Source organism: Niveibacterium terrae (assembly GCF_048213115.1).
In the GTDB taxonomy this organism is placed as follows: Bacteria; Pseudomonadota; Gammaproteobacteria; order Burkholderiales; family Rhodocyclaceae; genus Niveibacterium; species Niveibacterium terrae.
Window position 1 is genome coordinate 161,428 of the sequence record NZ_CP172404.1, and the last position, 22,185, is coordinate 183,612.

The 22,185-nt window shown below is 63.9% G+C and carries 21 protein-coding genes; 19 read left to right on the plus strand and 2 right to left on the minus strand.

Translation table 11 applies throughout. The annotated features are described in order from the left end of the window. Positions 1 to 31 precede the first annotated feature (31 nt). The 13 genes from ACHFB9_RS00745 (at position 32) to ACHFB9_RS00805 (ending at position 12,559) form a co-directional block, all read left to right on the plus strand. The gene (locus tag ACHFB9_RS00745) at positions 32 to 1,111 is read left to right on the plus strand and encodes a pilus assembly protein PilM (RefSeq protein WP_417069064.1); all 1,080 of its coding nucleotides are present in this window, start codon (positions 32 to 34) and stop codon (positions 1,109 to 1,111) included. Continuing rightward, entirely contained in the window at positions 1,108 to 1,782 is a 675-nt protein-coding gene (locus ACHFB9_RS00750; protein ID WP_417069065.1) for a PilN domain-containing protein, read from the plus strand. Before ACHFB9_RS00745 ends, ACHFB9_RS00750 begins: the two co-directional genes overlap by 4 nt. Before the next feature lie 2 nt (positions 1,783 to 1,784). Next, positions 1,785 to 2,462: a type 4a pilus biogenesis protein PilO gene (locus ACHFB9_RS00755; RefSeq protein ID WP_417071437.1), complete on the plus strand. Its 678-nt coding sequence runs from the start codon at positions 1,785 to 1,787 to the stop codon at positions 2,460 to 2,462. Positions 2,463 to 2,473: 11 nt separating this feature from the next. Further along, positions 2,474 to 2,983, plus strand: coding sequence for a pilus assembly protein PilP (locus tag ACHFB9_RS00760; protein ID WP_417069066.1), 510 nt, complete (start codon positions 2,474 to 2,476; stop codon positions 2,981 to 2,983). Then, a complete protein-coding gene (gene pilQ / locus ACHFB9_RS00765; protein WP_417069067.1) occupies positions 2,980 to 5,136 on the plus strand; it encodes a type IV pilus secretin PilQ in 2,157 nt (718 codons plus the stop codon). Before ACHFB9_RS00760 ends, pilQ begins: the two co-directional genes overlap by 4 nt. A 51-nt stretch (positions 5,137 to 5,187) precedes the next feature. Next, a complete protein-coding gene (locus ACHFB9_RS00770) occupies positions 5,188 to 6,486 on the plus strand; it encodes an Ig-like domain-containing protein (RefSeq protein WP_417069068.1) in 1,299 nt (432 codons plus the stop codon). 111 nt (positions 6,487 to 6,597) lie between these two features. Continuing rightward, complete coding sequence (locus tag ACHFB9_RS00775; RefSeq protein WP_417069069.1) at positions 6,598 to 7,128, plus strand: shikimate kinase; 531 nt, start codon at positions 6,598 to 6,600, stop codon at positions 7,126 to 7,128. After that, positions 7,110 to 8,192 carry a 3-dehydroquinate synthase gene (gene aroB / locus ACHFB9_RS00780; protein WP_417069070.1) on the plus strand — a complete coding sequence of 361 codons (1,083 nt, stop codon included), beginning with the start codon at positions 7,110 to 7,112 and terminating at the stop codon, positions 8,190 to 8,192. Before ACHFB9_RS00775 ends, aroB begins: the two co-directional genes overlap by 19 nt. 130 nt (positions 8,193 to 8,322) lie before the next feature. After that, complete coding sequence (locus ACHFB9_RS00785) at positions 8,323 to 9,447, plus strand: deoxyguanosinetriphosphate triphosphohydrolase (RefSeq protein WP_417069071.1); 1,125 nt, start codon at positions 8,323 to 8,325, stop codon at positions 9,445 to 9,447. Between the two features lies 1 nt (position 9,448). Next, positions 9,449 to 10,150 (plus strand): transposase, encoded by a 702-nt coding sequence (locus tag ACHFB9_RS00790; protein WP_417069072.1) that lies wholly within the window; start codon positions 9,449 to 9,451, stop codon positions 10,148 to 10,150. Positions 10,151 to 10,229: 79 nt separating this feature from the next. Further along, a complete protein-coding gene (locus ACHFB9_RS00795) occupies positions 10,230 to 10,865 on the plus strand; it encodes a YceH family protein (RefSeq protein ID WP_417069073.1) in 636 nt (211 codons plus the stop codon). Beyond that, positions 10,855 to 11,592, plus strand: coding sequence for a hypothetical protein (locus tag ACHFB9_RS00800; RefSeq protein WP_417069074.1), 738 nt, complete (start codon positions 10,855 to 10,857; stop codon positions 11,590 to 11,592). The genes ACHFB9_RS00795 and ACHFB9_RS00800 overlap by 11 nt, the downstream gene beginning before the upstream one ends. 43 nt (positions 11,593 to 11,635) lie before the next feature. Continuing rightward, entirely contained in the window at positions 11,636 to 12,559 is a 924-nt protein-coding gene (locus ACHFB9_RS00805) for a DUF1186 domain-containing protein (RefSeq protein WP_417069075.1), read from the plus strand. A 4-nt stretch (positions 12,560 to 12,563) separates the two neighbouring features. Here ACHFB9_RS00805 and ACHFB9_RS00810 read toward each other — a convergent pair whose 3' ends face one another. Then, a complete protein-coding gene (locus tag ACHFB9_RS00810) occupies positions 12,564 to 12,980 on the minus strand; it encodes a flagellar basal body-associated FliL family protein (RefSeq protein WP_417069076.1) in 417 nt (138 codons plus the stop codon). An 84-nt stretch (positions 12,981 to 13,064) separates the two neighbouring features. After that, complete coding sequence (locus ACHFB9_RS00815; RefSeq protein ID WP_417069077.1) at positions 13,065 to 13,700, minus strand: TetR family transcriptional regulator; 636 nt, start codon at positions 13,698 to 13,700, stop codon at positions 13,065 to 13,067. Positions 13,701 to 13,787: 87 nt separating this feature from the next. Here ACHFB9_RS00815 and ACHFB9_RS00820 point away from each other — a divergent pair, with 87 nt between their 5' ends. From ACHFB9_RS00820 to arsA, 6 genes are all read left to right on the plus strand, one after another. Continuing rightward, positions 13,788 to 14,984, plus strand: coding sequence for an efflux RND transporter periplasmic adaptor subunit (locus tag ACHFB9_RS00820; RefSeq protein ID WP_417069078.1), 1,197 nt, complete (start codon positions 13,788 to 13,790; stop codon positions 14,982 to 14,984). Between the two features lie 11 nt (positions 14,985 to 14,995). Further along, positions 14,996 to 18,115 carry an efflux RND transporter permease subunit gene (locus tag ACHFB9_RS00825; RefSeq protein WP_417069079.1) on the plus strand — a complete coding sequence of 1,040 codons (3,120 nt, stop codon included), beginning with the start codon at positions 14,996 to 14,998 and terminating at the stop codon, positions 18,113 to 18,115. Further along, the gene (locus tag ACHFB9_RS00830) at positions 18,112 to 19,509 is read left to right on the plus strand and encodes an efflux transporter outer membrane subunit (RefSeq protein WP_417069080.1); all 1,398 of its coding nucleotides are present in this window, start codon (positions 18,112 to 18,114) and stop codon (positions 19,507 to 19,509) included. The genes ACHFB9_RS00825 and ACHFB9_RS00830 overlap by 4 nt, the downstream gene beginning before the upstream one ends. 146 nt (positions 19,510 to 19,655) lie before the next feature. Further along, positions 19,656 to 20,036, plus strand: a complete 381-nt coding sequence (locus ACHFB9_RS00835; RefSeq protein WP_417069081.1) for an ArsR/SmtB family transcription factor — start codon at positions 19,656 to 19,658, stop codon at positions 20,034 to 20,036. Then, on the plus strand, positions 20,033 to 20,386 hold the full coding sequence (gene arsD / locus ACHFB9_RS00840; RefSeq protein WP_417069082.1) for an arsenite efflux transporter metallochaperone ArsD: 354 nt from the start codon (positions 20,033 to 20,035) through the stop codon (positions 20,384 to 20,386). The genes ACHFB9_RS00835 and arsD overlap by 4 nt, the downstream gene beginning before the upstream one ends. A gap of 10 nt (positions 20,387 to 20,396) precedes the next feature. Continuing rightward, positions 20,397 to 22,166 (plus strand): arsenical pump-driving ATPase, encoded by a 1,770-nt coding sequence (gene arsA / locus ACHFB9_RS00845; protein WP_417069083.1) that lies wholly within the window; start codon positions 20,397 to 20,399, stop codon positions 22,164 to 22,166. The last annotated feature ends 19 nt before the right edge of the window (positions 22,167 to 22,185 follow it).

The following is a 22,185-nucleotide window of genomic DNA, read 5'->3' on the forward strand; positions in this document are numbered from 1 at the left end:
TAACCAGTTGTTTTAAAAAGGGAATTCTCCCGTGATCGACTTCACTTCGATCTTTGCCGGAAAAGCCAGGCCGCTGATCGGTATCGACATCTCGTCGTCCGCCGTCAAGCTGGTCGAACTTTCCGACGTGAATGGCCGCCAGAGGCGGCTGGAACGCTACGCGATAGAGCCTCTGCCCCGGGATGCGGTCAGCGACGGCAACATCGTTCAGCTCGAGGCTGTTGCCGAGGCAGTTAAGCGTGCTTGGAAGCGGCTCTCTACAACGACACGCAGTGCGGCGCTGGCGCTCCCTGCCGGGGCTGTGATCACGAAGAAGATCATCCTGCCTGCCGACCTGCGCGAGACCGACATGGAAATCCAGGTTGAGTCCGAGGCGAACCAGTACATTCCGTTCGCGATCGACGAAGTCAATCTGGACTTTCAGGTGCTCGGGCCGGCTCCCGGTTCGGAAGGCGAGGTCGAAGTGCTGATCGCCGCATCCCGCAAGGAGAAGGTTGAGGACCGGGTCGCCGTCGCCGAGGCGGCCGGGCTCAAGCCGATCGTGATGGACGTCGAGTCCTTCGCGTCCCAGGCTGCGCTCGACCTGATTCGCGCCCAGCTGCCCGAAGGCGGGCGCAACCGCATCGTCGCACTGGTCGATGCCGGGGCAAACATGCTCAAGACCGCCGTCTATCGCAACGAGCAGCTCCTCTATTCGCGCGAGCAACCTTTCGGCGGCAATCAGCTGACCCAGGACATCGCTCGCCAGTACGGGATGAGCGCCGATGAAGCCGAGTCGGCCAAGCGGACGGGCAGCCTGCCCGAGAACTTCGAAGTCGATCTGCTGCGCCCCTTCATGGACAGTCTGGCGCTCGAAGTCTCGCGGGCGCTGCAGTTCTTCTTTACTTCGACGACTTTCAACCAGGTCGATCATGTGATCCTCGCCGGAGGTTGTGCGGTGATTCCCGGACTCGATCAAGTCGTCGCCGGACGCACCCAGGTGGCGACCCAGATCGCCAACCCGTTCTCGGGCATGGCTCTGGCTTCGCGCATCCGTCCCAAGAGTCTGGCGGCTGATGCGCCTGCGCTGATGGCAGCCTGCGGCCTGGCCCTGAGGAGGTTCGACGAATGATCAAGATCAACCTCCTTCCTCACCGTGAAGAAGCACGGCGTGGCCGTCGCCAGCAGTTTTTCGTGCTGGGGGGGATCATGCTGGCCGCGGGGCTGGTGATCGCGCTCGCGGTTCATACCTTCCTGGTTGCCCGGGTCGATGCCCAGCAGTCGAGCAACGATTTCCTGAAGGGTGAGATCGCGCGCCTGGACAAGGACATCGCCGAGATCAAGCGGCTGCGCGAACAGACTCAGGCTCTGCTGTCGCGCAAGCAGGTCATCGAACTGCTGCAAAGCCACCGGGCCGAAACGGTCTATCTGTTCAACGAGCTGGCGCGCCAGGTTCCCGAAGGGATCTACCTGAAGTCGGTGAAGCAGACCGGACTCAAGATCAACCTGACCGGCTATGCCCAGTCGAACGCCCGTGTTTCGACCTTGATGCGCAACCTTGATGCCTCTCCCGTCCTCGAAAAACCCGAACTGGTCGAGATCAAGGCGGTGGACGTCAATAAACGGCGCCTTTCCGAGTTCAATCTGAACATCTCGATTGAACGGGCCGACCCCGACGCTGAGAAGAAGAATGAGTCCGCGAAGGCGGTGCCGTCAGCCGCGAGCGCCCCGGCGGAGAACAAAAGTGCAACCGGGAACGCCGCGGCTCCGGCCGCGAGCACTCCGGCGGAGAAGAAATCGTGAACCTGTCCGCATTGCAGCGCCTGCGCGAAATCAGGCTGGACCAGCTGGTCGATGATTTTCGCCAAATGGATCCGAACGATCCCGGCCTCTGGCCTCTGGGGCCGCGGATTGTCGTGTTGCTCGGGATCCTGCTCCTGGTTCTCGGTGGAGCCTGGTATTTCGACTGGAGCAACCAGAATGAGCTGCTCAACCAGAAGAGGCAGGAAGAAACTCAGCTCAAGGATGAGTGGCTCGGCAAGAAGCGCCAGGCCGTCAACCTCGAGGACTACCGCAAGCAACTCCAGGATATCGATCGGCAGTTCGGCGCACTGCTCAAGCAGCTCCCGAACCGGACCGAGATGGACAACCTGCTGGTTGACGTGAACCAGGCCGGCCTCGGGCGCGGCCTGCAGTTCGAGTTCTGGAAGCCGGGCAGTGAACAGGTCCGCGACTTCTACGCCGAAGTGCCGGTTGCGATCACCGTCAACGGTGGCTACCACGACATCGGGAATTTCGTCGGCGACGTCGCGAAGCTCTCGCGCATCGTGACGCTGAACGATATCGCGCTCGAAGTCGACAGCAAGAGCAACGCTCTGAAGATGAATGCGACCGCAGTGACCTATCGCTACCTCGACAGCGATGAGGTCGCCCAGCAGAACAAGAGCGCCAAGAATGCCAAGAGCGCCAAGGGGGCCAAGTGATGAGAAATGCATTGGCACTGATCTCCCTCGCCGTCCTGCTCGCTGCCTGCGGTGGAGATGAGCATGGCGATCTGAAGACCTGGATGACGGATTCGGCCAAGGACCTCAAGGGCCGTGTTCAGCCGCTGCCCCAGATCAAGGTGTTTCCCGTCATCGCCTACGATGCCGGCGCGCTGCCCGACCCCTTTGCAGCGGCCAAGCTTGAAACCGCCAAACCCGGAGGTGGAAGCGGCATCAAGCCGGATCTGAACCGGCGCCGTGAGCCGCTCGAAGCCTATCCGCTCGAAACGCTGAAGATGGTCGGGGCATTGCAGTCGAAAGGGCACCCTGTCGCCCTTGTCTCGGCTGCCGGAACCCTGTTCCAGGTTCGGACCGGAAACTACCTTGGGCAGAATTTTGGTGTCGTGACCAAAGTGACCGAGAGCGAGATTTCGTTGAAGGAATTGATCGAAGATACCAACGGCGATTGGGTTGAGCGTGTCAGCACGCTCCAATTGCAGGAGCAGGAGACCAAGAAATGAAAACGATAGCTCGGCTGGCTGCAATCATTGTTGCGGGCTTTCTCGTCGCGGCATCCCCGCTCTCGCTTGCCCAGACGGGTGCGGCGGCGGCAAGCGCGTCCACAGCGAACAGCATAGAGGCGATCAACGTCGCCCGGCAGGGAAGTAGCCTCCAGGTCAAGGTGACGCTGAAGAAGGCATTCACCGGAAATCTCGGAAGCTTCAGCGTAGCGAATCCTGCGCGCATCGCGATCGACTTCCCTGCGACGTCGAATGCGACCGGAGCGAATACCCAGACCTTCAACGAAGGCGATCTGCGCAGCGCGAACATTGTCCAGGCCGGAGATCGAACCCGGCTGGTGCTGAACCTGCTGAGGCCTCTCGCCTATGAGGCAAAGGCTGATGATCGTACCGTCCTGATCACGCTTGCCGCCGCTCCGGCGAAGGGCGCGGCGACGCCTCAGGCCTCCCGCTTCGCAGAAGGCTCGCCGACGGTCAGCTCGCATTCGATCCGCGACATCACCTTCCGGCGCGGCCGTGACGGCGAAGGCCGGATTATCGTCGATCTGTCCGATTCCTCGACCGGCATCGACATCCGCCAGCAGGGAGGCAACCTGCAGGTCGACTTCCATCGCACCTCTTTGCCGGAATCGCTGCAGCGAAAGTTTGATACCACCGATTTTGGAACTCCGGTCAGTTCGATGGCGGCATCGAGCCAAGGCCAGAACGTGCGCCTGATCGTCACGCCCAAGGGACTCTGGGAGCACAACGCGTATCAGAGTGACAACCAGTTCGTGATCGAAGTGAAGAAGGTTCTCGAAGATCCGAAAAAGCTGGTTCAGGGGGTGGGAACGCATCGCAAATACAACGGAGAGAAGCTCTCGCTGAACTTCCAGAACATCGATGTGCGTTCGGTTCTTCAGGTTATCGCCGACTTCACGAACTTCAACATCATCACCAGCGACTCGGTCAGTGGCAACCTGACCCTGAGGCTCAAGGACGTTCCGTGGGATCAGGCCCTGGACATCATCCTTCAGGCCAAGGGACTCGATCTGCGCAAGAACGGCAACGTGATCTGGATCGCTCCCCGCGAGGAACTGGCATCGCGCGAGAAGCTCGAATTCGAATCCAAGCAGGACATCGATAAGCTTGAACCGCTGCACACCGAGACCTTCCAGATCAACTATCACAAGGCGGTTGCAGTCGCGGCCTTCCTCAGCAACAAGGATCAGACCATCCTTTCGGCGCGGGGCAGGGTCGTCGTCGATGAGCGGACGAACAAGCTCTTCGTTTCCGATATCGGTTCCAAGCTCGAAGAGGTGCGCCGCATCATCAACGAGATCGACGTCTCGGTCCGCCAGGTCCTGATCGAAGCGCAGATCGTCGAAGCCTCCGACTCCTTCACCCGAAACCTCGGCGTGCGCCTGGGCTTCGGGGGTAACGGCGGCGGCGTGGTCGGGACGAACTCGGCGGGCAGTAACGTCGGCCGCTATACCTACGGTAGCAATATCGCCCAGACCGCCTACGCGTCAGGCCTGACCTCGACTCAGGCGACGCTGGACCAGGCGATGGGGATCAATTTGCCGGCAGGGTCGATCTCTTCGACCGCCGCGGGGGCTCTGTCCTTCGTGCTGTGGAACAGCAATGCGACGCGCTTCCTGGCACTGGAGATCTCCGCACTGGAATACGACGGACGCGGCAAGGTGATCTCGCGGCCGCGCGTGATGACCGCCGACCAGGTCGAAGCGCTGATCGAACAGGGTGTTGAAATTCCCTACAATTCGGCAACCAGCTCGGGGGCGACCAGCGTTTCGTTCAAGAAGGCCAACCTTTCGCTTAAGGTGAAGCCGCAGATCACGCCCGACGGCAAGATCATGATGTCGCTGGACGTCAACAAGGACACCCCGAACACCAGCCTTTCGACGACTACCGGAGTTGCGATTGACACCAAGCATGTGAAGACCGAAGTGCTGGTCGAGAATGGCGGAACGGTCGTGATCGGCGGCATCTATACCCAGCAGATCACGAACGTGACGAACAAGATCCCTTTCCTGGGCGATCTGCCGGTCGCGGGCTACCTGTTCAGGAACAATCAGCGCTCCGATGCGAAGACTGAACTGTTGGTCTTCATCACGCCTAAAATCGTATCGGATCAGGGCACGTCGGCGCGCTGATCACTTCATTAAAAAAGTGGCCGGGCGATGGTCCCGGCCAAGGAGAGAGAGATGTTCAAGCGGATTTTTAGGATTGCCCTGGCCGGACTGGCCCTGGGATTTCTGGCGGGGTGCGGGGGCGGCAGCGGTGGCTCCATGCTGGATACGGGCAGCGCTAGTGCGAAGATCACGATGGCTGTGGCAGCGTCGTCGACCGGCGCTTCGACCAGCCACATTACCTACGGTGACCCGGTTACGGTTCAGGCCGTCGTGACCGACAAGACAGGCAAGGCTGTGCCGGGCGTCATCGTGGCCTTCTCGATCGACGATACGACCGCGGCGACGCTGTCGCAGAGCAAGGTCTTGACCGACTCGTCGGGTCTGGCGACGATCCGGGTCAGCGCGAACAAGGTCAGCACCGATACGGCGATCAAGGTCACCGCCTCGGCGACGGTAGACAGCGTCAGCTCCACGGGCTCCACGTCGTCGGCATCGGCGACGGGGACGGTCAACCTGTCGGTCGGTCAGACCACTAACGGGACAAACCAAGGCGTTCCAGCTCTGCTCCAGTATGTCAGCTCGTCTCCGACCCGTATGGTGATCAAAGGCGCGTCGGCTGGCTCCGGCACCTTGTCCGAAACTTCTGTCGTGAGTTTCAAGGTCCTCGACTCCTTTGGATCGATTGTTCCGGGCGCCAGTGTCGTCTTCGATCTGACTTCGCGCAACGGTGGTATCCAGACTAACGGTTCGGACAACGCGGTCACGGTGACGTCGGACAGCGGCGGCATCGCAAAGGTGACGATTCAGTCGGGAACCTTGCCGGAATCCTTCCTGGTCTATGGCACGCTGCCCGCGAGTGCGAGCCCGACGACGAAGTACTACTCGAACGACCAGCTCGCCATCTCGTCCAGCTTCCCGGATCAGTCTCACTTCTCGCTGGGCTGGCAGTCAGGGTCTTCTTGCGCGAGTACCAGTAGTTTGACCTACCCTTGCTCCCTGACTGTAAACGTCGGCGATTTCCTCGGTCATCCGGCTCCGGATGGCACGGTCGTGACCTTCGTGACTTCGCAGAAAGGCCTCGTGGTCGGCACGACCGACTCGGGCGGTTCCGCGACCGGTTACTGCACGACTACGGCGGGTCAATGTACTGTCAAGGTCTGGGGTGATGATGGCTATGTGGGTACAGATGCCACTGGCGCGAAGGTGCGGGTCGCAAACAACGAAGTGGTTGCGTTTGCCAAGGGCCTGAACGCTCCGGCCAGCACGCCGATCACTGTCAACACCTATTCGGCCACTGTGATTACCAAGACGACGACGGTGATCGCTGCGCCGGACAGCGACGACTATGTTCGCGAAGTGATCCGCTGGTAAGTCGCGATTCACGGACAACAAAAAGCGCCTTCGGGCGCTTTTTGTTTGCGCCCTCCCGGCAGGGCACGGGTGCAGGCTACAATCGGGTCGATATCAAGCTCCCTGCTCCCCGTGGAAATTTCTCAGAACATCATCCTCGTCGGCCTGATGGGATCGGGCAAGACGACCATAGGCAGACTCCTGGCCCGCCGCCTGGAGCGCCCCTTTTATGATTCGGACCAGGAGATCGAGCAGCGCTGCGGAGTTCGGGTCAGGACGATCTTCGACCTCGAAGGCGAGGCGGGTTTCCGCCAACGCGAAGCGGCGACGATCGCCGACCTGCTCAAAGGCTCGGGAATCGTGCTGGCGACCGGAGGCGGTGCCGTGCTCAATCCCTGCAACCGCGAACAGATGAAGCGGCACGGCTGGGTCGTCTATCTGGATGTGCCGGTCAGGGTTTTGTACGAGCGTACCCGCAACGACCAGAATCGCCCGCTCCTGCAGGTTGCCGATCCGATCGCGAAGCTCGAAGCGCTGCGCGCCGAGCGCGATCCGCTCTACCGCGAAGTCGCCGATTTCGTGCTCGACGGTGCCCGCCACCATTCGTCCAATGCGGTACAGAGGATCCTGAAGGAATGGGAAACATGCGAAACCTCGAAGTGAGCCTCGGCGAGCGGAGCTATCCGATCCTGATCGGCCAGGGTCTGCTCGACGATGCGAGTCTGCTGTTGCCCGCCCTGAAGACGAAACGGGCGGTGATCGTCACCAATGAAGTCGTCGCTCCGCTCTATCTCGCGCAACTCTCCAGCGCGCTGCGCGCGGCCGGAGTCGAGGTCGCCGAGGTGATCCTGCCCGATGGCGAGGCGCACAAGGACTGGCCGACCCTGAACAGGATCTTCGATGCGCTGCTGGGCGGTCGCGCCGAGCGCTCGACGACGCTGATCGCGCTGGGCGGAGGGGTGATCGGTGACATGACCGGTTTCGCGGCGGCGACCTATCAGCGCGGAGTTCCCTTCATCCAGATTCCGACGACCTTGCTCTCCCAGGTGGACTCGTCGGTCGGCGGCAAGACCGCGATCAACCATCCGCTCGGCAAGAACATGATCGGGGCCTTCTACCAGCCCCGGCGCGTGCTCGCGGACATTGCGACGCTCGATACCTTGCCCGACCGCGAGCTCAGCGCGGGGCTCGCCGAAGTGATCAAGTACGGCCTGATCCGCGATCCGCAGTTCTTCGACTGGCTCGAAGCGAACATCGAAAGGCTCAGGGCGCGCGATGCCGAGGCGCTGAGCTTTGCGGTTGAGCGTTCCTGCCGAAACAAGGCGGAGGTCGTTGCTATCGATGAGACCGAGCAGGGCGAGCGGGCGAAGCTGAATCTTGGCCACACTTTCGGGCATGCGATCGAGACCGGCCTCGGTTACGGAGTCTGGCTGCACGGCGAAGCGGTTGCGGCCGGAACGCTGATGGCCGCCGAGCTTTCGCGTTCGCTCGGCGATCTCTCCGCGGCCCAGTTTGCGCGGATCGAGGATCTGCACCAGCGCGCCGGTCTCCCGGTCTTCGGTCCGGCGCTGGGCGCGCAGCGCTACCTTGAACTGATGCGCCACGACAAGAAAGTCGCCGATGGGCACTTGCGCCTGATCCTGCTTGAGGGGATAGGGCAGGCCACGATTCGCGGCGATGTCGGCGAAACAGCGATCGCCGCCGCGATCGAGGCGCGCAGTCGATGACTGCCGATCTGGCTTCCTGGGCCGTCCGTGACGAGGACTCGTGCAACGAGTCCTCGCCCTTTGAGGCATCGCGATACGAGGACTTGAGCGGACTGCTTTCAGTCGAACCCGGGCTAAGGAGGCCCTGGCTATGAGCGCCGCTTTGGCTCCTTGGGCTGTCCGCGACGAGTCCTCGCGCGGCCGTCGCGTCTTCGAAGCCGCCCCCGAAGGGCGCGGGCAGTTCCAGCGCGATCGCGATCGCATCGTCCATTCGACCGCTTTCCGTCGCCTCGAATACAAGACCCAGGTCTTCGTCAATCACGAAGGGGATCTGTTCCGGACCCGGCTGACCCACAGTCTGGAGGTCGCGCAGATCGCCCGCTCCATCGCCCGCATCCTCGGCGTCAATGAGGATCTGTCCGAGGCGATCGCCTATGCGCACGATCTGGGGCACACGCCTTTCGGTCACGCCGGGCAGGACGCGCTCAATGCCTGCATGAAGGAGTACGGCGGCTTCGAGCACAATCTGCAGTCGCTGCGCATCGTCGATCAGCTCGAAGAGCACTACGCCGACTTCGACGGGCTCAACCTGTGCTGGGAGACCCGCGAAGGCATCCTGAAGCACTGCTCGGCCGCCAACGCCGAAAAGCTCGGCGATCTGGGGCGGCGCTTTCTCGAGCACACCCAGCCTTCGCTCGAAGCTCAGCTCAACAACTACGCCGACGAGATCGCCTACAACAACCACGATCTCGACGATGGCCTGCGCGCCGGCTTCATCACGCTGGAGCAACTCGAAGAGGTCGAGCTGGTCGCCGTTCCGTTGAGGCAGGTCCGGGCGCTCTATCCCGGGCTCAGTGAACGCCGTCTGATCCATGAGACGGTCAGGCGTCTGATCAACACCCAGGCCCGGGATCTCGTCGAGACGACGTTCGCGGCGATCCGCGCCGCCGGAGTCGAAACGCTCGACGATGTGCGCGCTGCGCCGCGTCTGGTCGGTTTCTCTCCGGCGATGGACGAAGCGCTTCAGCCGCTGCGCGCCTTTTTGCGCCGCGAGCTGTACTGGCATTACCGGGTGCTGCGCGAGATGAACAAGGCGCGGCGGATCATCCGCGAACTCTTCGAAGCCTTCCTCGCCGACCCGCGCCTCCTGTTGCCCAAGGACCAGCTCCGCGCGAAAGAGGATGCTCCGCGCACGATCGCCGATTACATCGCCGGCATGACCGACCGCTACGCGGTGAAGGAGCACCGGCGGCTGTTCGCGATCGACGAGGCCTGAGATGAGCCGGCTTGCCCGCCTCTTCGTGCCCGGCCTGCCCCAGATCGTGACGCTGCGCGGCAACAATCGCTGCATCGTCTTCAACGACGAGACCGACTGCCGGCGCTATCTCGAATGGCTGCGCGAAGCGCTGCGCGAGACCGGGATCAAGCTGCACGCCTGGGTGCTGATGCCGGATCATCTGCACTTTCTGCTCAGCGCGCCCGACGAGGCGGCGACCGGACGGCTGATGCAGCAGCTCGGACGCCGCTATGTGCGCTGGTTCAACCAGCGCCATCAGCGCAGCGGCACGCTGTGGGAAGGGCGTTATCGGTCTACGGTCGTCGAACCCGGACAGTTCCTGCTCCCCTGTTACCGCTATATCGAATCGAACCCGGTGCGCTCCGGCCTGGTTCCCGAGCCGGCCTTCCATCCCTGGTCCAGCTGTCGCCACCATCTCGGTCTGGAGTCCGACCCGCTGGTGAGCGATCATCCCGGTTTCTGGGCCTTGGGCAACACGCCATTCGACCGTCAGGCGGCCTACCGTCGCCTGCTCGAGGCCGGCATCCCTGACGCCGAACTGGAGCGGATCCGCTATGCGGCCCACCGCGGCTGGCTGCTCGGCGAGGGCGACGAGGACAGCTTTGACGCGCCGGTCAGCCGTCGCCTGGCCCCGCTGCCCAAGGGCCGACCGCGCGGCAGCCGCAGCCACAGCGGGGATTGAGAAGAGCGCTTCGCCCCGAAGCGTCGCCGGAAGCCGCTTCTGACATACACTCGCGGGCTGTCCCGTACGGAGTCTGAACGTGTCCCTGCCCGAACTCTCGCTGCTCGAAGCCCGCATCCTGGCCGTGCTGGTCGAAAAGGAACGCACAGTTCCTGACACCTACCCCCTGTCGCTGAACGCGCTGCAGGCCGGCTGCAATCAGAAGACCAGTCGCGACCCGGTCATCACGGCGAGCGAAGCCGAAATCCTCGCTGCGCTGGACGTGCTGCGCGGGCTTTCGCTGGTTGTCGAGAGCTCGGGTTCAAGAGTCACGCGCTATGCGCACAACTTCGGTCGGGTTCTGCAATTGCCCTCCCAGGCCGTGGCCGTGCTGACCAGTCTGATGTTGCGCGGTCCGCAGACTGCCGCCGAGTTGCGCGCCAACACCGAGCGTCTGCATCGCTTTGCCGATGTCTCGTCGGTCGATGCTTTCCTCGCCGAGCTCGCCGAGCGCTCCGCCGGAGCCTTGGTCGTCGAGCTGCCACGCGCTCCGGGCGCGCGCGAGAACCGCTGGGCTCACCTTCTGAGTGGCCAGCCCGAAATCGCCGCGCCGACGGCGACTTCGGCTGCCGGCGCGTCGCCGCTCGCCGAGCGGGTCACGAAACTCGAAGCCCAGGTGGCGGAACTCACCGCGCTCGTCGCGAGGCTGCGCGCGGATCTGGGTGATGGGGACTGATTTTCCCCGCCTGCGCGACCGCTGCTGCTCCGCCAGTGGCGGTCTTCTCTGGCATTGGCGCGCGTTGCGCGCCCGCAATACCTTGTGGCGTCCCTTTCGCGAAAACCTGGCCCTATGGCTGGATGCCTGGCGTCCCGCCTCTTCCCGGCTGGTTCTGGTCGGCCCTAGCGCCGGCTGGACTCTTCCCGCTTCGCTTCTGGCGCGCTTCGAGGAGATCATCGCGCTGGAGCCTGATCCTCTGGCGCGTTTTCTGCTCAAGCACCGCTTCGCGGGAGCCCGGCTTCGCTTCTCCCGCCTTGATCTCTTCGCTCCGGGGGGCCTGAAGGCTTTGCACCGGCTCTTTCCCGGTCATGCGCTGCTTTTCTGCAATGTGCTCGGCCAGCTCTCGCCCGAGCCGGGGGCGCAGGCGTGGTGCGAGGAACTCCGGTGCGCGCTCGCCGGTTTCAGCTGGGCCAGCTGGCACGATCTTGCGTCCAGCGAAAGGCCGGTCGACCGGAGCGATCGGCTCTCATGGCCTGCGGGCTCATCGTTTGAAGAGGTGCTGGCCGGCGCCTGGCGCGGCGGCGAGATCGCCGTTCGCGACCATGGCACGCTCGCGCTGGCGGGCTCTTGTGCATTCGAGACCGCGAGCTGGTCGCTGCATTCCGGGCAGCACCACCTGATCGCCTGGACCCGGCACGATCCGCAGCGACTATCCTTATCGGAGAGAGTTCAAAGTCGCGGCTGAGCAGACCTGCGCTAACATCGCGCTCTTTTTACGGGATTCCATGATGGCCACAGACAAGACCCAACGCATTCTCGATGCCCTGAGCTGGGCCGAGGAAGACCTTCCGGTCGAGGCTTTCGAAGAAGCCGATTCGGTCAGGGAGACGCTCGCGCCGCGCCTGATCCGCGAACTCGAACAGATCGCGACTTCACCCGATCATGCCCAGGAGTCCGACTATGTGCTGCACCTGCACGCGGTCGCGCTGCTCGCCCAGTGGCGCGAGACGCGCGCCTATGCGCCGCTGATCGCGCTGCTGCGCCTGCCGAGCGAAACGCTGGATGCGCTTTTCGGCGACTATCTGTCGGTCGTGGTCGGTCGCGCTCTGGCCAGCGTCTGCGGAGGAGATTTCGCGGCGATCCGTGCCCTGGCCGAGGATCCGGCCGTCGACACCTATGCCCGCGAAGCGGCGCTCGAAGCGCTCGTCGTCTGTGTCTTCGAAGGCGATCTGGACCGCGAAGCGCTGGTGGGCGAGCTCATCACACTCGCCGACCGGGAAATCGCGGCTCTGCCCGCCGAACCTGATTTTTCGGACGAAGCGCAGCTGATGTCGACCTGGGTCGCCAGTCGGCTCTGCGATGTCGCTGACGCCGATCTGCTGCCGAAGATAGAGGCCTGGTTCGATTCGGGACGGCTCGACGCCGAGGTGCTCGATCGCGAGGAGTGCCGTGCCGCGTTGACGAGTCCTTTTGCTGAGCGGCGTGACGAGGCCCTGGAGATGGGCGTCGGTTACATTGAGGATGCCGCCGATGCGATCGCCCAATGGGTGCTCGAGAGCGCCCAAGCCAACGGTGAGGGCGATGACGGCGAAGTGCTGCATCGCGCCGATGAAGGCAGCTTCACGCGCGAAGCACCGAAAGTCGGGCGCAACGATCCCTGCCCTTGCGGCAGCGGCAAGAAGTACAAGAAGTGCTGCGGCGCCGAAAGCTGAGCTTCTAGCTTTCGGCGATCATGAACTGCGTGAACAGCACTTCCTTGACGCCGTTCTTGCGGTTCGCGTGGAAGATCCCGTTGATGGCCTTCTGGATGCGGTTGGCGAGTTCGGTCTTGCCGTCCTCGCTGCGCAGGCTCTCCGGCGTGTTGGCACAGAGCAGCTGAATGATCGTGTGCTGGATCTTCGGCTTGTAGGCGTCGAGCGTGGGGCCGAACTCGGGATTGGCCGGTTTGAGCACGATTGCGACCTGGAGCATGCTCTGGCCCACTCCGGTCCGGCCCAGATTGACCACGAACTGCAAAGGGGCGGGGCCGGCGGCTGCCTCGCCGTGTTCGCCGGCGGTGGCGGGAAGGGAACTGAGGCTCAGCAGCAGCGCGGAGGCCGCCAGCAGCGATCGAAACGGGGGGAAAGTCATCATTTTCCTTGTCTGATGGCAGGGGGGATCTCTGCCTCGACATGAGTTAATGATAACTCCATAAGATGCCGACGAAAAAGAGGACGATCACTTCGCGGGTGGATCCGCCCGCCTCAGCGCGATGTGGGCGTGGATCATCGGCTGGGCGATGGCCCGGAAGCCGTTGTCGGCGCCGCAGCCGATCCATTGTTTGATCAGGCCCAGCCGGAAGGCATAGGTGTCGTTGGCCATCGCAACCGGATCGAGCGAGGGCCGCATCGCGCCGCTCGCGTGAGCGCGCTGGTAGGCCGCGACCAGGCTGTTGCGCGCCGCATCGATGCTGCGGTCGATCGCGCAGCGCAGCACGGCGCCGAACTCGCCGACATACTCGCACTTTGTGATCATCACCTCGAAAGTCTCGCGGGTGGCCGGATCCGATTCGAGCAGCTCGATGTTTGTCAGCAGGCAGCGCTCTATCGTCAGCAGCGGATCTTCGTTGCTGTCCTCGTTGAGGATGCCTTCTATCGTCGCGATCATCGGCATCATCACGTCGTTGCGCAGCGCGAGGAAGAGGTCGACCTTGTTCTTGAAGTGCCAGTAGACGGCACCGCGGGTGAGCCCTGCGGCCGTCGCGATCTGCTCCAGCGAGGTGCGGCTGACGCCGCGCTCGGCGAACACGCGGCGTGCCGTATCGATCAGCAGGCGGCGGGTCTGTTCGGTTTCGGTTTTGGTTTTGCGAGCCATTGTGCGTAGAATTATACATTCATGAATGTTTGTATTCCCCCCAAATATTTCTTCGCGCCTCCCGCGCGAAGTCTCGCAGGAGTTTCTATGCCTGATACACGCTCGCTGCAGCGCATGCTGGTGCCCTGTCTGTCCCTCTCTCTGATCGCCGCGCTTGCCGCCTGTTCCGGCAAGGATCCGAAGGCTGACGCTCAGGCTCCGGGCAAGACCTTGCCGGTGACCGCGCTGACCGTTCAGCCCGTCACCGCACCTATCCTGATCGAAGCGGTCGGTCAGACCGAAGGCGCGAAGGAAGTCGAAGTCCGCGCCCGCGTCGGCGGTCTGCTGATGAAGCGGCTCTATGAGGAAGGCGCGGCGGTCAAGGCCGGCCAGCCCCTGTTCGAGATCGACCGCGCTCCGCTCGAAGCGGCTTTGGCCAGCGCCCGTGCCTCGGTCAGCGAGGCGCGCGCCCGCGTCGATCAGGCCAACCGCGAGCAGGCGCGTCTGAAGGGCCTCGTCGCCCAGGATGCGGCGAGCCGCAAGGACCTCGACGATGCGACCTCGACCGCGGCGCTCAATCGCGCTGCGCTCGAAGCGGCCCAGGCGCAGGAGAAGACCGCCTCGCTGAACCTCGGCTACGCAAACGTCACGGCGCCGGTGTCCGGCATCAGTGGTCGCGCGCAGAAGACCGAAGGCAACCTGATCACGACTTCCGACAGCCTGCTGACCAGCGTCGTCCAGGTCGACCCGATCAAGGTTCGCTTCGCGATTGGCGATCTCGACGCCGCGAGCGTTCCCGGCGGCCGTTTCGATCCGCGCAAGGTCAAGGGCGTCCAGATCGAGTTGCCCGATGGTTCCCGCTTCGACGCCAAGGGCGCGCTGGACTTTGCGGCGAGCCAGATCGATCCGAAACTCGGCACCCGCCAGCTGCGCGCCTCCTTCGCGAACCCGCAAGCGGCGGTGCTGCCGGGCCAGTTCGTCAAGGTGCGGATTGAAGTCGGCAGCCGCGATGGCGTGTTCCGCGTGCCGCAGACCGCCGTGCTGCAGACAGACCAGGGTTTTGTCGTGATGACGGTCGGCGAAGGCAACACCGTCGCTCCCCGGCCGGTACAGACCGCCAACTGGGATGGCAAGGACTGGATCATCGTCGGGGGCCTGAAAGGGGGAGACCGCGTCATCGTCGACAACCTGATCAAGCTCAAGCCCGGCATGCCGGTCATGCCGCTGACGCCCGAGCAGATGAAGGCGATGGCGGCGAAGATGGCCAAGGCCGGCGCCGCTGGCAAGCCGGGCGCGGGCAAGTGAGGATCTGAGCCATGTTCTCCCAGTTCTTCATCAGAAGGCCGATCTTCGCGACGGTGATCGCTATCATCATCGTGATCGCCGGCATAGTCGCCGCCCGTGTGCTGCCGATCGCGCAGTATCCCGAAATCGCACCGCCCACGGTGCAGATCACCGCGAGCTATCCGGGCGCCAGCGCCGAGACGCTCGCACGCACTGTCGCCGCGCCGATCGAGGAGCAGCTCAACGGCGTCGAAGGCCTGCTCTACTTCCAGTCCAGCGCCAGCTCCAACGGCTCGCTGTCGATCACCGCGACCTTCGAGACCGGCACCAACGCCGACATGGCTGCGGTCAACGTCAACAACAAGGTCCGCGCAGTCGAAACCCGGCTGCCTGACACGGTCCGTCAGAACGGCGTTCTGGTCCAGAAGCGCTCCAACGACATCCTGCTGATGCTGGCGCTGCGCTCCTCGGACGGCAAGAAGGACTCGCTCTACCTCTCCAACTACGCGACGCTGAACATGGTCGATGAGATCAAGCGTATCAAGGGAGTGGGCGATGTGAACGTCTTCGGTTCGAGCTACGCGATGCGCGTCTGGCTCAAGCCCGACCGGATGGCCCAGCTGGGCGTCACGGCGTCCGACATCGCCACCGCGATCAGCGGTCAGAATGTCCAGTTCGCGGCCGGCAAGATCGGCGCTTCGCCGTCCCAGCCCGGCCAGTCCTTGGTCTATACGGTGACCGCGCGCGGCCGGCTGATCGATCCCGGACAGTTCGGCAACATCATCGTCCGCGGCGACAGCAAGAGCGGCATCCTGAGGTTGCGCGACGTGGCGCGGGTCGAGCTGGGCGGGCAGAGCTACGACGTATTTACCCAGCTGGACGGCAAGCCCTCGAGCGGTATGGCGGTCTATCTGCAGACCGGTGCGAACGCGCTCGACACGGCCAATGCGGTCAAAGCCTGGATGGCCGGCTATGCGAAGAAGCTGCCCCAAGGCATCGACTATTCGCTGCCCTATGACACTTCGACCTTCGTGCAGTCCTCGATCAACGAAGTGGTCCAGACGCTGCTCGAAGCGGCGCTGCTGGTGATCGTTGTCGTCTATGTCTTCCTGCAGAGCTGGCGGGCGACGCTGATCCCGGTTCTGGCGGTACCGGTGTCGCTGATCGGTACTTTCGCCGGCCTGTGGCTGTTCGGTTTTTCGATCAACACGCTGACGCTGTTCGCGATGGTGCTGGCGATTGGTATCGTCGTCGACGATGCGATCGTCGTGCTCGAGAACGTCGAACGTCTGATGAGCGAGCAGGGTCTGTCGCCGCGTGAGGCGGCCAAGGAGGCGATGCGCGAAGTCTCGTCCGCGGTCGTCGCAATCGTGCTCGTGCTCTGCGCGGTGTTCGTGCCCGTGGCCTTCCTCGGCGGTATCGCTGGTCAGCTCTACAAACAGTTCGCGGTGACGGTGGCCGTCTCGGTCGTGATCTCCGGCCTCGTCGCGCTGACGCTGACTCCGGCCCTGTGCGCTCTGCTCCTCAAGCCCCAGCACAGCGAGCCGGCGGCGCCGTTCCGCTGGTTCAATGCCTTCTTTGACGGTCTGACGAAGCGCTATACGGGGACGGTCGGTCTGGCCCTGCATCACCGGATCGTTTCGGCGCTCGTGTTCATCGGCGTGATCGCGATCGGCACGCTGCTGATCCTGAGGATACCGGGCAGCTTCGTCCCGGCTGAGGACCAGGGCGTGGTTTTCGCGTCGGTGATGCTGCCCGATGGCGCTTCGCTGGAGCGGACCGCGAGCACCGCGGAGGCGGTGCGCCGCACCATTGCGAAGAATCCGGCGATAGCGGGCATTTTCGTCGTCAACGGTTATGACATGATCGGCGGCGGTAACAAGACCAACGCGGCGACCGTCTTCGTTCGGATGAAGCCGTGGGAGGAGCGCAAGCTCACTTCCGAGGAACTGGTCAAGCAGATCATGGGGGCTGGCATGATGCAGCCCGACGGACTCGCGATCTCCTTCAATCCTCCGGCGATCCGTGGCCTGGGAACGGCGGGTGGTTTCGAGGCTTTCGTGCAGAGCCGCGGCACGGATGATCCGAAGAAGCTGGCCGTCGTGATGGGGCAGTTCATCGAGGCGCTGAAGGATCGCAAGGAACTCGCCGGCATCAACACCTTCTTCCGGCCGAGTGCGCCTCAGCTGCACGTCGAAGTCGATGAAGAGAAGGCGCAGTCGCTGGGGGTTCCGGTCGCCAGCGTGTTTACGAGCCTGCAGAGCATGATGGGTTCGCTCTACGTCAACGACTTCAACAAGTACGGCCGCACCTACCGGGTTCAGATCCAGGCCGATGCGGCTTACCGGATGAAGCCCGAGGATCTGGGCCACGTCTGGGTTCGGTCGGATGCTGGCGACATGATTCCGCTCTCGTCGCTGATCAAGGTCGAACGCACGACCGGTGCCGAGGTGCTGGACCGCTACAACGGCTTCCTGGCCGCGAAGCTGATGGGCGGAGCCGCGCCGGGCGTGAGCTCGGGCGAGGCGATCCGGATCACCGAGGAAGTCGCCGAGAAGGTTCTTCCGGCGGGCTATGAGCTGGCCTGGACCGGTCAAGCCTATCAGGAGAAGAGGGCGGGTTCGTCGTCGGCGAATGCCTTCGTCTTCGCGCTGATCATGGTCTTCCTGATCCTCGCCGCGCAGTTCGAACGCTGGTCCCTGCCTCTGGCTGTCGTGATGGCCGTGCCTTTCGCGCTGTTGGGCGCTCTGGTCGCAATTCTGTTCCGGGGCTTCCCGAACGACATCTACTTCCAGATCGGCCTTGTGACGCTGATCGGTCTGGCAGCGAAGAACGCGATCCTGATCGTCGAATTCGCCGAACAGCAGATGGAGACCGGAAAGAGTGTGCTCGAGGCGGCTCAGGAAGCGGCGCGGCTGCGCTTCCGCCCGATCGTGATGACCTCGCTCGCTTTCGTGCTGGGCGTCGTGCCGTTGGTGATCGCGACCGGCGCCGGTGCCGCGGCTCGGCGCTCAATGGGAACCGGCGTGTTCGGCGGCATGATCGCGGCGACCTTCATTGCGACGATCTTCATCCCTGTCTTCTTCACCTGGCTGGCCGGCAAGAAGCCGCGCCACCACGACGAGAAGCCCGCCTCCGGAGAAAAAGCATGATCAATCGCATCTCCCCCCTCGCCGCCGTGCTGGCTTTGGTCCTCGCCGGCTGCGCGGTCGGCCCCGACTACCAGAGGCCGGCCAGTTCCCTGCCCAAGGCCTATCAAGAGAGCGCTGATCCGGCCTCGACGATAGACCGCGAGTGGTGGCACGCTTTCAACGACGCCGAGCTCGACGCGTTGGTCGAGCGGGCGCTGAAGGATTCGACCGATGTCCGGATCGCGATCGCCAAGGTCGAGCAGGCCGATGCGGTGATGCGCCAGGCTGGCGCGGCGCTTTTTCCCGAGTTCGACCTCGGCGCGTCGGCAAACCGCGGTCACATCAGTCAGCTGACCGCGAATCCGCCCGGCGCCAGCACTCTGCTGACCACGAACAGCTTCAAGCTCGCGCTGTCGACCTCGTTCGAGCTGGATTTCTGGGGCAAGTTGAGGCGTGCCCGCGAATCGGCTCTGGCCTCGGCCGAAGCGAGCCGCTACGCGCGCGACACGGTGCGGCTGACCCTGGTCAGCCAGGTCGCCAGCGCCTACATCGGACTGCGCAGCAACGACGCACTGCTGACCGCGACCCAGGCGACGCTGAAGACCCGGGAAGAGGCCTTCAAGATCGCGAAGCGCCGCTACGATTCCGGGAGCAGCTCGCGGCTGGATCTGGAACAAGCGAGCACCAGTCTGGCCAGCGCCCGAGCACAGTTTGCGACCCAGACCCAGGCACGCGCGCTGAGCGCAAACCTGATCGCGCTGCTGGTCGGCGATCCGGCGCTGGTGCCCGGAAGCGGAACACTCGATTCGCTGCCCGTGCCTCCGACTCCCGCACCGGGACTTCCCGCGAGCCTGCTCGACGCGCGTCCCGATGTGCGTCAGGCCGAAGCTCAGCTCGCCGCCGCAAACGCGAACATCGGTGTCGCGAAGGCTGCGCTCTTTCCGAGCATCTCGCTGACTGGCAACTTCGGTGGCCAGAGCGGCGACCTGTCCGATCTGTTCAAGAGCGGCGCGAAGATCTGGTCGGCCGGCGCGGCGCTCGACCTGCCGATCTTCGACGCGGGCCGCCGGAGCGCCAAGGTCGACGAGATCCGCGCGGTGCAGGTTCAGGCGCTTGAGACTTACCGCAAGAGCGCCGAGACCGCTTATCGCGAAGTCCGCGATGCGCTGGTCACGGCAACCCAGGCGGCCGAGGCCGAGAAGCAGTACGGTGAGGCGCTGGAATCGGCGCGCCAGGTCGAGCGGATCTCCCGGGCCCGCTATGAAGCCGGTTCGGCGGCCTTCCTTGAATTGCTCGACGCACAGCGCAGCAGCAACGATGCCCAGATCGCCTTCGTCAAGGCACGGCAGAGCCGGCTCGTCGCGGCCGTGGATCTGTACAAGGCGCTGGGGGGCGGCTGGAAGGCGGCGAAGTAAGCGCTTTTGCGCTCCAGGAAAGGGCAGACCGTGGTCTGCCCTTTTTTCTTGGCCGAAAGCTTGAGTGCTGCGCCGGGGATCACGCTGAGCCAGAGGCGGCATTTCAGTTTCTGGCAACATTTCAATATATGTTGTAGAGTCATCTCATGGATAAACCGACCGCCACCACCGTCTTCGAATCGCTCTCTTCGGGCATCCGGCTCGATGTCTTCCGCCTTTTGGTCAGGATGGGGACTGAAGGTCTGGTCGCCGGCGAGATCGCGACGACTCTGGCCGTCCCGCCGACCAATCTGTCCTTTCACCTGAAAGCGCTCGCCCAGGCCGGGCTGGTCACGGCCGAACAGGAAGGGCGTTATCAGCGCTACCGGGCGAATCTGCCGCTGATGCTGGATCTGATCGCCTATTTGACCGAGGAGTGCTGCGCCGGTCATCCCGAACAGTGCGTGTCCTTGCGCAAGGAGTCGCGCTGTCGTTCTGACGTGCTGCCGCCGGTCGGCGCAGCAAACCCTGAGGAAGGATGCAAATGAAAACGATCCAGGTCTATGACCCCGCCCTGTGCTGCAGCACAGGAGTCTGTGGAACCGATGTCGACCAGGCTCTGGTCAGCTTCGCCGCCGATGTGTCCTGGGCCACCGCCCAGGGCGCGGTGATCGAACGCTTCAATCTCGCGCAACAGCCTGTGGCTTTTGCCGAGAATGCGGTCGTCAAGAGATTTCTCGAACGTTCGGGCGCCGAAGCCCTGCCTCTGGTGCTGCTCGATGGTGAAGTGGCGCTCGCCGGCCGTTACCCGAGCCGGACTGAACTCGCGCGCTGGCTGGGGCTCAAGGAGGGACTTGTGCCGAGGAAGCCCTGCTGTGGTGGAAGTTCCTGCTGCTGAGGATGCGACGATGAAATTTCTCGCCAGGCCGCCGCGCTACCTGTTTTTCACCGGCAAGGGGGGCGTCGGCAAGACGTCGATCGCCTGCGCTGCGGCGATCCACCTCGCGGACGCAGGGCATCGCGTGCTGCTGGTCAGCACCGACCCGGCTTCGAACGTCGGCCAGGTCTTCGGCCTGGCGATCGGCAACCGCATCGTCCCGATCGCGGCCGTGCCGGGGCTCAGCGCGCTGGAGATCGATCCTCAGGCTGCCGCCCAGGCATACCGCGATCGCATCGTGGGCCCGGTCCGCGGCGTATTGCCGGAGGCGGTCGTGCGCGGCATCGAGGAGCAGCTCTCGGGGGCCTGTACGACCGAGATCGCCGCCTTCGACGAGTTCACCGCGCTGTTGACCGATTCCGCAGAGACGGCCGCTTTCGATCACATCGTTTTTGACACCGCGCCGACCGGGCACACGATTCGCCTGTTGCAGTTGCCTGGAGCCTGGAGCGGATTTCTCGAATCCGGCTCCGGGAATGCTTCCTGTCTGGGGCCGTTGGCCGGACTGGAGAAGCAGCGGACTCAGTACAAGGCCGCGGTCGAAGCGCTGGCCGATCCCGGGCGTACGCGCCTGATCCTGGTCGCGCGAGCCCAGGCGGCGACGCTGCGGGAAGTGGCCCGCACCCACGAGGAGCTTGCCGGGATAGGGCTGGCCCATCAGCACCTCGTCATCAATGGCGTGCTGCCCGCTTCGCTGGTCGAAGACGATCCTCTGGCCCTGGCGATCGTCGAACGCGAGAGAGCCGCCCTCGCCGCGATTCCGCTGAAGCTGCGCGATCTGCCCCGCGACAGTCTGCCGCTCAAGGCCTTCAATCTCGTTGGCCTGCCGGCTTTGCGCGCCTTCTTCGGTGCCGGGTCAGCAGGAGCAGGCCAGGCTGAGCAAGGAGGCGAGCCGCCGCTCGCGGCGCCCGCTCTGGCGGATCTGGCCGAGCGCATCGCGGTCGATGGCCATGGTCTGGTGATGCTGATGGGCAAGGGGGGCGTCGGCAAGACCACGCTGGCCGCGGCTCTGGCCGTCGAGCTGGCTTCGCGCGGCCTCCCCGTCCATCTGACGACCTCCGATCCGGCCGCTCACCTCGAGGAGACCCTTTCCGGGGCGATCGAGAACCTGACGGTCAGCCGGATAGACCCCCACGCTGAAACCGAGCGCTACCGTCAGCAGGTGCTAGCCAGCAAGGGGGCTGCGCTCGATGAAGCGGGACGGGCTCTGCTCGAAGAGGATCTGCGTTCGCCCTGCACCGAGGAGATCGCTGTTTTTCAGGCCTTCTCACGGGTGATACGGGAAGCAGGGAACAAGTTCGTCGTGATGGATACGGCGCCGACCGGCCACACGCTGTTGCTGCTCGATGCGACCGGCGCCTATCACCGCGAAGTCGCACGCCAGATGGCCCCGGGCCTTCACTACTCGACTCCGATGATGCAACTGCAGGATCCCGCCCGAACCAAAGTGCTTCTGGTCACGCTGGCCGAGACGACCCCGGTGCTCGAAGCCGCGAGCCTTCAGGCCGATCTTCGCCGGGCGGGGATAGAACCCTGGGCCTGGATCATCAACAACAGCGTCGCTGCCGCTCAGCCCCGGTCTGCGCTGCTGAAGCTGCGCGCGCGCAACGAATGGGTCGAGATCGCCGCAGTCGCCGATCGCCACGCGCGGCGCTATGCCCTTGTCCCGTTGCAGAAGCGCGAACCCGTTGGTCTGGCCGGGCTCAGAGCCCTGTGCCATCCCGATCGGGGAAACGCGTGAGCTTGCCCCTGGGGCGTCA

Coding starts and splice junctions, on each gene's coding strand:
- ACHFB9_RS00785 (WP_417069071.1), top strand. CDS start 8,323: ATGAGCGCCGCTTTGGCTCCTTGGGCTGTCCGCGACGAGTCCTCGCGC.
- ACHFB9_RS00835 (WP_417069081.1), top strand. CDS start 19,656: ATGGATAAACCGACCGCCACCACCGTCTTCGAATCGCTCTCTTCGGGC.
- ACHFB9_RS00825 (WP_417069079.1), top strand. CDS start 14,996: ATGTTCTCCCAGTTCTTCATCAGAAGGCCGATCTTCGCGACGGTGATC.
- ACHFB9_RS00790 (WP_417069072.1), top strand. CDS start 9,449: ATGAGCCGGCTTGCCCGCCTCTTCGTGCCCGGCCTGCCCCAGATCGTG.
- ACHFB9_RS00805 (WP_417069075.1), top strand. CDS start 11,636: ATGGCCACAGACAAGACCCAACGCATTCTCGATGCCCTGAGCTGGGCC.
- arsA (WP_417069083.1), top strand. CDS start 20,397: ATGAAATTTCTCGCCAGGCCGCCGCGCTACCTGTTTTTCACCGGCAAG.
- ACHFB9_RS00810 (WP_417069076.1), bottom strand. CDS start 12,980: ATGATGACTTTCCCCCCGTTTCGATCGCTGCTGGCGGCCTCCGCGCTG.
- ACHFB9_RS00770 (WP_417069068.1), top strand. CDS start 5,188: ATGTTCAAGCGGATTTTTAGGATTGCCCTGGCCGGACTGGCCCTGGGA.
- ACHFB9_RS00750 (WP_417069065.1), top strand. CDS start 1,108: ATGATCAAGATCAACCTCCTTCCTCACCGTGAAGAAGCACGGCGTGGC.
- ACHFB9_RS00820 (WP_417069078.1), top strand. CDS start 13,788: ATGCCTGATACACGCTCGCTGCAGCGCATGCTGGTGCCCTGTCTGTCC.
- ACHFB9_RS00830 (WP_417069080.1), top strand. CDS start 18,112: ATGATCAATCGCATCTCCCCCCTCGCCGCCGTGCTGGCTTTGGTCCTC.
- ACHFB9_RS00800 (WP_417069074.1), top strand. CDS start 10,855: ATGGGGACTGATTTTCCCCGCCTGCGCGACCGCTGCTGCTCCGCCAGT.
- aroB (WP_417069070.1), top strand. CDS start 7,110: ATGCGAAACCTCGAAGTGAGCCTCGGCGAGCGGAGCTATCCGATCCTG.
- pilQ (WP_417069067.1), top strand. CDS start 2,980: ATGAAAACGATAGCTCGGCTGGCTGCAATCATTGTTGCGGGCTTTCTC.
- arsD (WP_417069082.1), top strand. CDS start 20,033: ATGAAAACGATCCAGGTCTATGACCCCGCCCTGTGCTGCAGCACAGGA.
- ACHFB9_RS00815 (WP_417069077.1), bottom strand. CDS start 13,700: ATGGCTCGCAAAACCAAAACCGAAACCGAACAGACCCGCCGCCTGCTG.